11 protein-coding genes are annotated in these 12208 nt (G+C 72.9%); 4 read left to right on the top strand and 7 right to left on the bottom strand.

The window, feature by feature from the left end:
- The first annotated feature begins 244 nt into the window (after positions 1–244).
- The gene (locus tag DNL40_RS11850) at positions 245–1504 is read left to right on the top strand and encodes an NAD(P)/FAD-dependent oxidoreductase (protein ID WP_111251477.1); all 1260 of its coding nucleotides are present in this window, start codon (positions 245–247) and stop codon (positions 1502–1504) included.
- A gap of 40 nt (positions 1505–1544) precedes the next feature.
- Here the strand turns inward: DNL40_RS11850 and DNL40_RS11845 are convergent, their stop codons facing one another.
- Positions 1545–2690: a 3-deoxy-7-phosphoheptulonate synthase gene (locus tag DNL40_RS11845; protein ID WP_111251476.1), complete on the bottom strand. Its 1146-nt coding sequence runs from the start codon at positions 2688–2690 to the stop codon at positions 1545–1547.
- A 356-nt stretch (positions 2691–3046) separates the two neighbouring features.
- On the opposite strand from DNL40_RS11845, the gene DNL40_RS11840 reads away from it, so the two are divergent.
- Both DNL40_RS11840 and DNL40_RS11835 read left to right on the top strand, forming a co-directional pair.
- Positions 3047–3562, top strand: coding sequence for an NUDIX hydrolase (locus DNL40_RS11840; protein ID WP_111251475.1), 516 nt, complete (start codon positions 3047–3049; stop codon positions 3560–3562).
- Positions 3563–3747: 185 nt separating this feature from the next.
- Positions 3748–6375, top strand: a complete 2628-nt coding sequence (locus tag DNL40_RS11835; RefSeq protein ID WP_111251474.1) for an immune inhibitor A domain-containing protein — start codon at positions 3748–3750, stop codon at positions 6373–6375.
- 94 nt (positions 6376–6469) lie between these two features.
- Here the strand turns inward: DNL40_RS11835 and DNL40_RS11830 are convergent, their stop codons facing one another.
- From DNL40_RS11830 to DNL40_RS11805, 6 genes are all read right to left on the bottom strand, one after another.
- On the bottom strand, positions 6470–7201 hold the full coding sequence (locus DNL40_RS11830; RefSeq protein ID WP_111251473.1) for a glutamine amidotransferase: 732 nt from the start codon (positions 7199–7201) through the stop codon (positions 6470–6472).
- A gap of 117 nt (positions 7202–7318) precedes the next feature.
- On the bottom strand, positions 7319–8146 hold the full coding sequence (locus DNL40_RS11825) for an ABC transporter permease (protein WP_111251472.1): 828 nt from the start codon (positions 8144–8146) through the stop codon (positions 7319–7321).
- Positions 8143–9150 carry an ABC transporter ATP-binding protein gene (locus tag DNL40_RS11820; RefSeq protein ID WP_111251471.1) on the bottom strand — a complete coding sequence of 336 codons (1008 nt, stop codon included), beginning with the start codon at positions 9148–9150 and terminating at the stop codon, positions 8143–8145. Before DNL40_RS11820 ends, DNL40_RS11825 begins: the two co-directional genes overlap by 4 nt.
- Positions 9151–9241: 91 nt before the next feature.
- Positions 9242–9997 carry a hypothetical protein gene (locus DNL40_RS11815; protein WP_111251470.1) on the bottom strand — a complete coding sequence of 252 codons (756 nt, stop codon included), beginning with the start codon at positions 9995–9997 and terminating at the stop codon, positions 9242–9244.
- Positions 9994–10974: an ATP-binding cassette domain-containing protein gene (locus DNL40_RS11810; RefSeq protein WP_111251469.1), complete on the bottom strand. Its 981-nt coding sequence runs from the start codon at positions 10972–10974 to the stop codon at positions 9994–9996. Before DNL40_RS11810 ends, DNL40_RS11815 begins: the two co-directional genes overlap by 4 nt.
- Before the next feature lies 1 nt (position 10975).
- Entirely contained in the window at positions 10976–11371 is a 396-nt protein-coding gene (locus DNL40_RS11805; RefSeq protein ID WP_111251468.1) for a GntR family transcriptional regulator, read from the bottom strand.
- A gap of 94 nt (positions 11372–11465) precedes the next feature.
- Here DNL40_RS11805 and DNL40_RS11800 point away from each other — a divergent pair, with 94 nt between their 5' ends.
- Positions 11466–12125, top strand: coding sequence for a hypothetical protein (locus DNL40_RS11800; protein ID WP_111251467.1), 660 nt, complete (start codon positions 11466–11468; stop codon positions 12123–12125).
- Positions 12126–12208: the final 83 nt, after the last annotated feature.

Here is a 12208-nt window from a genome sequence, read left to right as displayed (position 1 = left end):
CGGCTCGTTGGACCGACCCTAGCGGGCATGGGCAGCCGTGCGGTGGCGCTTTTGTGTCATTGGCACAACTTCGCCAGCCCATCTGTCCGGTTCCCGGCCCGGTGCTTCCCCAGGTGGAACCGGCAGCGGATGCACAGCTTGCTTTGATGCGTCAGACTGGCAAGTCTCTCGGTGATCTCCCTGCACCCGGTTCGCTGCCCTTGCGTAGCCGGATCGAGAGCGCCGCCAAGAGCGAGGAGTTGCCGTGGCCAACGGCCCGTTCGTCGTCGTGGGCGGTGGCCTCGCTGCTGCCCGCGCCGTGTCCACCTTGCGCGAGGAGGGCTTCGACGGCGACCTGCTGGTGGTGACCACCGAGCCGCACCGTCCGTACGAGCGGCCGCCGCTGTCCAAGGACTACCTGCGTGGGCAGGCGTACCGCGACGCCGTCTTCCCGCTGAGCGAGGAGTGGTTCACCGAGCAGTCGGTAGAGCTGCGCACGCACGCCACCGCGGTGGGTCTGTCCCTCGACGACCACGAGATCGTCCTGGCGGACGGCACCGCCATCCCGTTCGGCAAACTGTTGCTCGCGACAGGTTCGACGGCGGTGCCGCTGGAGGTCCCGGGTCACGACCTTCGGGGCGTGCACCTGCTGCGCACCCTCGACGACGCGGACCGGCTCTCGGGCGTGCTGCTCCAGGCGTCGCTGGAGGGCGCCGAGCGGCTGGAGGGCGCAGCCCGCGTGATCGTGGTGGGCGACGGCTGGGTGGGCCTGGAGACGGCGGCCTCCGCCCGCGAGCTGGGGCTGGAGGTCACCCTGATCGGCCGTGGCGCGCACCCGCTCGGCGAGCTGGGCCCCGAGATCGGCGAGGTGTACGCGCAGCTGCACGAGCAGCACGAGGTGCGGCTGCACCGGCGTGCCACCGTCGTCCGGTTCACCGGCTCGGACGGCCAGGTGGACGGGGTCGACATGGCCGACGGCACGCACGTGGACGGCGCGATCGTCATCGTGGGCGTGGGGGCCAGCCCCAACGTGGGCCTGGCGCGCGCCGCCGGCCTCGAGCTGCGGCCTGCGGAGCTGGGCGGCGGGGTCGCCGTGGACGCGACGCTGCGCACCTCCCACCCGGACGTGTGGGCTGCCGGTGACATCGCCTCGATCCCGTCGGCCACGTACGGGCGCCCGCTGCGGGTCACCCACTGGGGCAGGGCGAACGACTCGGGACCGCACGCCGCACGCGCCATGCTGGGTGCCACCGACCCGTACGACGCGCTCCCGTACTTCTTCTCCGACCAGTACGACGTCGGCATGGAGCACACGGGCTGGTTCGACGCGCCGGACGGGTACGACGAGGTGGTGGTCAGCGGCTCGATCGACGACAGGGAGGCGTACGCCTTCTGGGTGCGTGACGGACGGGTCCAGGCCGGGATGGCATTCAACGTCCCGGAGCGCACCGCCGACGTCGAGCGTCTGGTGCGCTCCGGGCGCCAGGTGCCGCGGGGCGAGCTCCAGGCGTTCGTCGCCGGCTGACGCGCCGGCCGCGGGTCGAGCCGCGGCCGGCGCCGTCGTCTCAGGCGGTGCGCCGCTCCCGCACGGCCGCGGCGAGCTCCTGCAGGAGCTGCGCCGTCGTGCCCCAGTCCATGCACTTGTCGGTGACGGACCGGCCGTACACGAGCTGGTCCAGCGGCGCGGGCGCCTGCGCGCCCGCCTCGATGAAGCTCTCCAGCATGAGGCCGGTGATGCCGCGCTCCCCCGCGGCCAGCCGTGCGGCGATCTCCTGCACGACGGCGGCCTGGCGCACGTGGTCCTTGCCGGAGTTGCCGTGCGAGGCGTCCACCACGACGCCGGCCTCGACCGCCCCGCCCAGCCCGGAGCCGGCGGCGACTGTCAGCGCCGCCTCCACGTCCTCCCGCGAGTAGTTCGGGCCGCTGCGGCCGCCGCGCAGGATCACGTGGCAGTCCGGGTTGCCGGCGGTCTCGACGGCGGCCGCGCGCCCCTCGGCGTCGGCGCCGAAGAACGTGTGCTCGCTCGCCGCGGTGATGCACGCGTCGACGGCGATCTGCACGTCGCCGTCGGTGGCGTTCTTCATGCCGACCGGCATCGACAGACCCGAGGCGAGCTGGCGGTGCACCTGCGACTCGACGTTGCGCGCACCGATCGCGCCCCACGTGACGGCGTCGGCGATGTACTGCGGGCTGGTCGGCTCGAGGAACTCGGTCGCGGCCGGCACGCCGGCGTCGAGCACGCCGAGCAGCACCTCCCGCGCCAGACGCAGCCCGTGGTGCACGTCGTGGGTGCCGTCCAGGTGCGGGTCGTTGATCAGGCCCTTCCAGCCCACCGTGGTGCGCGGCTTCTCGAAGTACACGCGCATCACCACGACGAGGTCGTCCGCCAGGTCCTGGGCGACGCCGGCCAGCCGCCGCGCGTAGTCGAGGGCGGCCTTCGGGTCGTGCACGGAGCAGGGGCCCACGATGACCAGCAGCCGGTCGTCCTCGCCGCGGAGCACGTCGCGCACCTCGCGGCGCGACGTCGTCACGAGGTCGCTGCGGGCGGTGCCCAGCGGCATCTCGGTGCGCAGGTCCCGCGGTGCGGGCAGCGGGTCGAGGGCGCGGATGCGCAGGTCGGAGGTCTCAGCCAACAGCTCGGCCCGTTCGTTCTCGGTGGGACCCTCGGCAGGTGTGCCGGGGCGCTCGACGGCGGTGCGCGTCGTGGTCATGATCTCGTGGCTCCTGGGTTCTGCGGGCTCGGGCGGGGCGACGGCCGTCGCCGCACCGACGGCTCCATGACCCCGGGACACCTCCCGAGCGGCGACCGGAGCGCCTCGTCCGACGACGAAGGGCCCCGACGCTCGGCGTCGAAGGCCCTGTGCTGGCTCCGGTGGATGCTGGGTCGGTCAGGCGCTGGCCCGCCGAGCCGCACGCATCGCGCACGGAGCCGGCGTAAAGCGCCAATACCAACGGGTGTTCACGACGACGAAGGTACGTCGCGCCGCGGCACGCGTCCAGCCGAGTCCACGATGTGGGTTCCTTCTTCGCCCTCGGCGCGCAGAGGGGTGGCGATAGCGTCGGCCTCATGCCGATCCCTCCGTTCGTCCGTGACCTGCGCCGCCACGTCGGCACCGACCTGCTGTGGCTGCCGGGGGTGACCGTGGTGGTGCGCGACGACGCGGGCCGCATCCTGCTCACGCAGCGTGCGGACAACCACCGGTGGGCGCTGGTGAGCGGGATCGTGGACCCGGGTGAGGAGCCTGGCCTCGCGGCGGCCCGGGAGGTGCTGGAGGAGACGGGCGTGACCGTCGTCGTCGAGGCGCTGGCCGCAGTCTCCACCACCGGAGAGGTCGTCTACCCGAACGGTGACCGGTCCACCTACCTGGACCTGCTGTTCACGGCCCGGCCCACCTCACCGGACGCCGCGGCGGCGGCGCACGTGGCCGACGACGAGAGCCTCGCCGTCGGCTGGTTCTCCCCGGACGCACTGCCCGACGACGTGAGCCCGTCCACCGTGGAGCGTCTGGGACTGCTGCGGCGCTTCGAGGAGGCCGGCTCGGGCGCAGCGGTCTTCGTCCGAGAGCAGCCGATCGAGGGTTGATGTCGCGATAGCGACATGTCGTGGCGGCTTTCCGCCTTTCCCTTACGTATCGGTAACGGCTGCCCTTTCGTAACGCGGGTGAAAAGTTCGTGACCTTACGGTGACGCCGGACACACCGGTGTCCATCCGGGCCCCGCCCACCGAGAGACGGGGATCGAACCCTCGGAGGAACAGTGAAGTCACGCATGACATGCGCCTTCGGTGCCGCGGCCGTGCTGCTCGCGGGCGCCGTCGTCGCGCCGGGTGCGGCGTTCGCAGCGCCGACCCAGGACGTCCCGCCGGCGCAGACGGCGCCGCACAAGGAGGACGACCGCCCCGACACCCTCGCCGCGAAGCAGCGCGAGGCCAAGATGCAGGCCGCCGAGATGGTGGCGACCGGCAAGGCCGAGGTCCAGACCAAGGGCACCGGCAAGAACGCCTCCAAGGTCGTCGAGATCGCCCCGGACAAGTTCGTCGAGTACGGCGTCCAGGAGACGGCCCAGCTCTTCAGCATCCTCGTGGAGTTCGGTGACGAGAACGCCTCCCCGTACTTCCCCGACGCGCCCGTCGGCCCGCTCCACAACGAGATCCCCGAGCCCTCCGCGGAGGACAACTCCACCTACTGGGAGGAGGACTTCTCCCGCGAGCACTACATGGAGATGTTCTTCACCGGGCTGGAGGACCAGGGCGGCGAGTCCTTCAAGGGTGTCTACAAGGAGATGTCCTCGGGCCGCTTCGACCTGCAGGGCGACGTCTCCGACTGGGTCCAGGTGCCCTACAACCAGGCCACCTACGGCGGCGCCTCCGCCGCGGGCGACGAGACGCAGGCCTCCATGACCGCGTTCATCCAGGACACGGCCAACGCCTGGTACGAGCAGCAGCTCGCCCAGGGCAAGACCAAGGACGAGATCGTCGCCTACCTCCAGTCGTTCGACGTCTGGGACCGCTACGACCTCGACGGCGACGGCATCATCAACGAGCCCGACGGCTACATCGACCACTTCCAGGCGATCCACGCCGGCGAGGGCGAGGAGGCCGGCGCCCCGCCGTGGGCCATCTGGTCGCACCGCTGGGCGGTCAACCAGGGCGGCCTCGGCGTCGACGGCCCGTCCGGCTACGAGAAGCTCGGCGGCGTGCAGATCGGTGACACCGACATCTGGATCCGCGACTACACCACCGAGCCCGAGAACGGCGGCCTCGGCGTGTTCGCGCACGAGTTCGGCCACGACCTCGGCCTGCCCGACTACTACGACACCCGGGGCGGGGAGAACGGCACCGCCTACTGGACGCTCATGAGCTCCGGCTCCTGGCTCGGCCACGGGGAGGGCACCATCGGTACCACGCCCAACCACATGGGTGCCCACGAGAAGCTGTACCTCGGCTGGCTCGACTACGAGACCGTCGACGCGGGCGAGTCCGCCACGGTGGACCTGGGCCCGGCGTTCCACGCCTCCACGCTCGGCGCGCAGGCCGCCGTCGTGAACCTGCCGCCCGGCGTCCAGAGCATCGAGGTGGCCGCGCCGCACGACGGCAAGTACGTGTACTCCGGCACCGCGAACAACCTCGACTCGACCATCGCGTCGCCCGCCTTCGTGGTGCCCGACGCCGCCACCCTGACGGCGAAGGCCAACTACGCCATCGAGGTCGGCTACGACTACGCCTACGTCGAGGTCTCGACCGACGGCGGCGAGACGTGGACGGCGGTGGAGACCAACCGCTCCGGCCCGGCCACGCCCGGCAGCGGCAACACCGGCTACGGCATCGACGGCACCACCGACGGGCAGTGGGTGGACCTGACGGCGGACCTCTCGGCGTACGCCGGGGCCACCGCGCAGCTCCGCTTCCGCTACGTGTCCGACGGCGGTGTCAACGAGCTCGGCTTCCTGGTCGACGACGTCGCCGTGGGCGAGGCCCTCGTGGAGGACTTCGAGCAGGGCACGGGCGACTGGGCGAGCAACGGGTTCGTCCTGGTGACCGACGGCGCCTACGACCAGGAGTACGAGCACTACTACCTGGTGGAGAACCGGGTGTACGGCGGGTACGACTCCACGCTGGCCACCGGCCCGTACAACTTCGGCTGGCCGCTCAGCAAGCCCGACACCGTCGAGCACTTCCCGTACCAGGACGGGCTGCTGATCTGGTACGTGAACTCGTTGTACGGAGACAACAACGTGTCGCAGCACCCGGGCGCCGGTCAGGCCCTGCCTGTCGACGCCCGCCCCGGCGCGCTGCGCTGGTCGGACGGCACCGTGGCCCGCAACCGCATCCAGTCCTTCGACGCGACGTTCGGCCTCAAGAAGGCCGACAAGCTCAACCTGCACCGCGAGACGGCGGCCGGCATGACCACCCTCAAGGTGGGCAAGCAGGACCCCGTCTCCGTGTTCGACGACACCGACCCCTACGCCTACTACGACACGGCCAACCCGCAGAACTCCGTGATCGTGGCCGGCACGGGCACCCGCGTCGAGGTCGTCAAGCAGAACGTCAACAAGGGCACCATGACCATCAAGGTCAACGGGGGCTCCGCTCCCGAGCCCCCGGCCGCCGCGGCCTGGGACGCCTCGAAGGTCTACACCAACGGCGACACGGTGACCCACGCGGGCGCCACCTGGCTCGCCTCCTGGTGGACCCAGGGCCAGACGCCCGGTGACCCCTACGGCCCGTGGCAGGAGCTCAAGCCGGCCGATGCCGAGGGCGTCTCCGAGTGGGCTCCCTCGCGGATCTACACCGGCGGCGAGACCGTCAAGCACGCGGGCACGAAGTACGTGGCCCAGTGGTGGACCCGCAACCAGGCCCCCGGTGACGCGTACGGCCCCTGGCGGGTCGTGGGCTGACCCGTCCGGTCGCGCCTGTCGCGACCACCGGCCCCGGCGGCCGGTCGTCCTCCCCGGAGGGCGGCCGGCCGTCGTCGTCCCGGGGCGAGCCGCGTCAGCGGGCGTAACGCTGCACGAAGTTGCGCAGCACCCGCATCGGCTCCGTGACGGCGCGGGACCGGACACGCTCCAGCACCGCGCCGGCGTCCTCGGGCGGGAAGTACCCGTACGTGCGGTACACGTCGATGCGCTCGGTGATGCCCGCCAGATCCAGCTCCGGGTGGAACTGGGTGGCGTACAGGTTCTGCTTCAGCCGGAACATCTGCACCGGCGCGGCCGACGACGTCGCCAGCAGCACCGCACCCGGCGGCAGCACGCGCACCGCCTCCTTGTGCCCCACGTACGCCTCGAACCGCGACGGCAGGCCGTGCAGCAGCGGGTCCGCCGCGCCGTCGGGCGTCAGCTCCACGGTGACCGGACCGATCGGCTCGGCGTAGGTGTCGTCGACGACGGCCCCCTGGTGCCGGCCGAGCGTGCCGACCCCGTAGCAGGCGCCCAGGAACGGGAAGTCCCGCTCGACCACCTCGTCGAGCAGCGCACCGATCTCCTTCTCCACGCGCCGCTGCACGTCGGACTTGGTGTCCTCCGGGTCGGCCGCGTTGAAAGGGCTGCCGCCCACCATGATCCCCGCGTAGTCGTCCAGGTCCACCGACGGCATGGCCTCCCGCTCGAGCCGCACCCGGTGCAGCTGCTGGGGCACCAGCCCGCCGTACCGGCAGAACGCCTCGTACTCGCCGTCGGCGGCGACGTCCTCGGCACGCGTGGCCAGCAGCAGGAACGGCTTCATCCGGTCAGCGTACGGAGCGCCCCGGGCCGGTGCTGGGCCGGGGCGCCTCGTGCTGTCCCGGACGCCCCCGGGCCGTGAGCGCCAGGGACAGGAGACGGGCAGGAGCACGGCGTCGGCTCAGGTCCAGCGGAACAGCCGGACGCCGAGCGGCAGGCACACGGCCGTCCACAGCAGCAGCACGACGAGCTGCAGGGCGGGGAACGGCTCCCCCTGCCAGCCGGCCCCCATCATCTGCGCCGCCGCCCCGAGAGGCGTGAGCTGGGCGACCCGCTCCACGGTGTCCGGCATGATCGGCCCCGGCGTCCACAGCCCCGCGAAGAACATCATCGGGAAGTAGACGAGCGAGCCGATCGCCGACGCCGTGCCCGCCCGAGGTGCACGGGCGGCCACGAGAGTGCCGATCGCGTACATCGCCACCACGGCCAGGAGGAACCCGAGCAGCACCACCGCCACGTTCGCGGGCGCGACCACGCCCAGCAGCGGGATCGCGACGGCGAGCGCCAGCAGCGTGGCCACGACGGTCGCGGCCAGGTTGATCACCAGGTGGGCGAGAACGATGCCCTGCGGCCGCATCGGCGTCGTCGACAGGCGGCGCAGCACCCCGCGCTCGCGGAACGTCGCGAAGCCGACGGGCATGGTGGTCAGGGCCGGGGTGGCGACCGCCACCGCGAGCACGGCGGGCACGTACGCGTCGAGCATGCGCCGGCCCTCCCACTCCGGCCCGAACGCCTCGGCGGGCAGCACGTCCCGCATGCCGGGGATGGCGAACCCGACGCCCACGAGCAGCACCGTGGGGAACGCGAGGGCGAAGAACACGGTGCCGACCTCCCTCAGCCACACGCGCGCCTCCACGGCGAGCAGGGTGGGGAAGCCGCGCAGGCCGACGACCCGGGGCGCCCGGGACGGCGCGGTGCGGGTGCTGGCGGTGGTGGTGGACGCGGTCATGACCCGACCTCCTCGTAGGTGCGCCCCGTGAGGTCGACGAAGACGTCCTCGAGCGTGCGGGGGACGGTGCGCACGTCGTCGGGAACGAGGTCGGCGGCGGCGAGCGCCGGCACGACGGAGAACAGGACCCGCCGGGAGCCGAGCACCTCGATCTCGGCGCGCCCCTGGTCGGTGCGCACGTCGGTGACGGTGAAGACGTGGTCGTCGGTGTCGGCGAGGCGCACGAGGAGGGCGAGCGCGCGGTCGTGGTCGCGGTCGGCGACGCGGAGCCGGACGGTGCGCTCACCGGTGTCCACGAGCTCGGCGGGGGTGCCCTCGGCGACGACCCGGCCGCCGTCGATGACGACGAGACGGTCGCACAGCCGCTCGGCCTCGTCCATGAAGTGGGTGACGAGCAGGATCGTGACGCCGCGGTCGCGGACCCGTTCGACGAAGTCCCAGGTGGCTCGGCGGGCGGCGGGGTCGAGCCCGGTGGTCAGCTCGTCGAGGATCGCGACCTTGGGGTTGCCCACGAGCGCCAGCGCGATGGACAGCCGCTGCTTCTGCCCGCCGGAGAGGTGGTCGAACCGGGTGTCGCGCTGGTCCGCGAGGTCGAGGACGTGCAGCAGCTCCTCGGTGTCGGCCGGGGCGGGGTAGAACGAGGCGAAGAGGCGCAGCGCCTCGGCCACGGTGATCTTCGCGTGGAGCTGGGACTCCTGGAGCTGCACGCCGAGGGCCTCGCGGACAGCCTCCGGGTGGGCCTGGGGGTCGTTGCCCAGCACCCGGACGGTGCCGCCGTCGGCGGTGCGCATGCCGGCGACGAGCTCTACCGTGGTGGTCTTGCCGGCTCCGTTGGGGCCGAGGATGCCGAAGATCTCGCCCTCGGCCACGGTGAACGAGACGTCGTGCACGCCGGGGCCCTCGCGCGTCCCCGCGCCTGGGCGGGACGTCTCGGGCGGGGCGGCGGGCCGGTCCCCGTACAGCTTGCGGAGGTGGTGGACCTCCACGACCGGTGAGGTGCTCACGGTGTGCTCCTTCTGGTGCGGTCGGTGCGGGTGCGGCCGGGCGGGTGTCAGGCCGGTGTCCGGTGGGTGCGGTCAGGTGAGTGCGGTGCGCTCAGGTGCGGGGTCGCAGCTGGGCGCGGCGCAGGAAGAGGTGGAGCCAGGCGGCGGCGAGCACGGCGACGGCGGTGCCGCCGGCCAGCCCGGTCACGAGCGCGGGTGCGGTGTCGGCGCCGGTGGCGACGAGGTTCCCGAGCGTCTCTCCGCCGGTCCCGGTGCCGGTGACCATGTCGGCCAGGGCGAGGACCACCAGGGACGGGAGGAGGGCGAGCGTGCCGCGCAGCGCCCGCAGCCGGTGGTACGCCACGGCGACGGCGGAGCCCACGAGAGCGTAGGTGGCGCAGGCCAGGCCCTCCCCCACGGCACCGAGCACGATGCCGGTGCCGCCGTCGCCGGGGATCCCGCCCGGGCGGACCCACGTCCAGCCGAGCCCTCCCCACAGAGCGCGCTCGCCAAGCTGTGCGACGGCGAACAGGGCGCCGTAGAGCACGACCACGAGGAGGGCGGACAGCACGGCCGCGCGGTGCAGGGCACGGCGGGTGCCGCCGGCTGCCAGGTGGATGGTCAGCACGGCGGCGACACCGGCGGTGCCGAGCGCGAAGGCGAACCAGCGGGCGGCGTAGCCCGTGGCGTGGAGCACGCCGGTGTCCATCTGGCCGCCGGAGCGGCTGACGAGGACTGGCACCGTGACCATGACGAGGGCGAAGACGAGCCAGAAGGCACCGCCGAACAGGAGCTGGGCACCGAAGAGGTGGTCGAGGGCGGCGCGGGTCGCGCGGCGGTCGATCTGGCGGGCGGCGGTGTCCGTCATCGGACCGTCTCCTTCGAGTTGGGGGCGACGTGCTCGGCGCGGGGCTCGGTGAGACGGACGAAGAGATCCTGGAGCCCTACCCCGCCGACCTCCACGCCCGCGGCGCGTGCGGCGGCGAGCTCGCCGTCGTCGGGCGTGCCCTCGAGCGTGAGCTGGACGGTGCCGCCGAGCTGTTGGCGGTGCAGCACGCGCCGTCCGGCGGCGGCGCGCTCCACCGCGCTGGCCGGGCCGGTCAGCGAGAACCCGCGCGAGCGCATCTCGTCGGCGCTCTCGGCGAGCAGCACCCGGCCGCGGTCGATCACGACGACGTCCTCGAAGAGGCGCTCGGCCTCCTCGACCAGATGGCTGGACAGCAGGATCGTGCGGGGGTGGGCGGCGTAGTCGGCGAGGATCTCGTCGTAGAACGCGTACCTCGTGGGGGCGTCCATGCCGAGGTACACCTCGTCGAAGATGGTCAGCGGTGCGCGGGACGCGAGCGCGACGGTGGCGCCGACGGCCGAGAGCTTCCCCCGCGAGAGGGCCGTGGGCTTCTTTCGCACGTCCACCTCGAACCGGTCGAGGAGCCGGCCTGCGAGCTCCTCGTCCCAGCACGGCCGCACGGCGGCGTAGTACCCGAGGCTGGTGCGCACCCTCTCGTCCTCCATGAGGTCGCCGCTCTCGCGGACGAGCTGCGTGCCGCTGGTGAGCCGCGCGTCCTCCCACGGGTCGCCCAGGGCGCCCTCGGGGCCGACGACGACGGTGCCGCTGGTGGGGCGCGTGAGCCCTGCCAGGAGCTGCAGCATCGTCGTCTTGCCGGCGCCGTTGCGGCCGAGCACGCCGGTGATGACGCCGGGGCGGAAGGCCACGGTGGCGCCGGCGAGGGCGGTCGCCGCGTCGCGCTGCCCGGGATCGTGCGCCGGTTCCTGCGCGGGCGTCGCGCGGCCGTAACGCACCACCACGTCGTCGAGGCGGGCGCCGAAGGGTTCGGGGGTGGGCATCTCAGCCGTCCTTCCTGGGATGGGGGGTGCTGCCTCCGCTGTCTCCGCTGTCTCCACGGACGTAGGCGACGATCTCGTCCGCGGAGATGCCGAGGACGTCTGCCTGCGCCAGGGCGGGGCGGAGGACGTCGTCGAAGAACGCGGCGCGGTGCTGGTCGAGGAGGCGGGTACGGGCCCCGGGGGCGACGAACATGCCCAGGCCGCGCCTCTTGTAGAGCACGCCCTCGTCGACGAGCTGCCCGAACGCCTTCTGCGCCGTGGCGGGGTTGATGCGGAAGGTGGTGGCGAGCTGGGTGGTGGACATGACCTGCTCCTCCTCCGCGAGATCGCCCGCGAGAACCTGCCCCCGGATCATCTGCGCGATCTGGAGGTAGATGGGCTCGGGGCCGTCGAACACGGGGACTCCTGAGTGGTTCAGTGGTTCGTTACTCGACTAATGAACCACTGGACACCGGGCGGCGTCAACCTCTGGACGCGGCGAGACTGGAACGGTGCTCCCGAACGCGCCCACGACCACCGGCTGCGAACCGGCCGGCGACTGGCCGTGGACCGAGCCGGCCAGCACCGTCACCAGCCTCGCGTTCGTGCTCGCGGGAGCATGGGTGCTGCTCAGGGCGGCCCGCGCCGACGACGACGGTCGCGCGCCCCGCGTCGCCCTCGGTGTGCTCACCGTGCTCATCGGCGCCGGCTCCGTCGTGCAGCACGGCCCCGCCCCGGCGTGGAACCCGCTCGTGCACGACCCGCCGCTGCTCGGCGCGCTCGCCCTCGTCGCCGCGGACGGCGTCGCCGACCTCACCGGGCGGCCGCTGCGCACCTGGTGGTGGCTCGCCCCCACCCTCGCCGACGTCGGGCTCGCCGCCGTCTCCGTACCGGCGTCGGCCGCCGCGCAGGCGGTCACGGCGGTGGTGGCCGTCGTCGTCACCCTGCTGCGGGTCCGCGCCCGGCCCGAGGTCCGACGCCGCAGCCTGATGGCGCTGACCCTGCTCGCCGTCGGCGCGGCCGTGGGTCGCCTGTCAGAACCGGGCATGCCGTGGTGCGCCGCAGGCGGCTGGTGGGGAACCCCCGCGTCAGGCCACGCCCTGTGGCACCTGCTGGCGGCCGTCGCGCTGGCCGTGCTGGCCCCGGCGGTCGGCCGGCGGCCCCGGCGCTGAGTGCTCCGTCCACAGGGCTCCTGGCAGCCGGCTGGGCGTTGCCCCTAGGGTGACGGTCCGTGCCCGCCTCACGACAGGAGACC

The organism is Xylanimonas oleitrophica (assembly GCF_003244315.1).
Taxonomy (GTDB): domain Bacteria; phylum Actinomycetota; class Actinomycetes; order Actinomycetales; family Cellulomonadaceae; genus Xylanimonas_A; species Xylanimonas_A oleitrophica.
The sequence above is the reverse complement of the archived record's forward strand: the minus strand, read 5'-3'. Positions and strand labels throughout refer to the sequence as shown.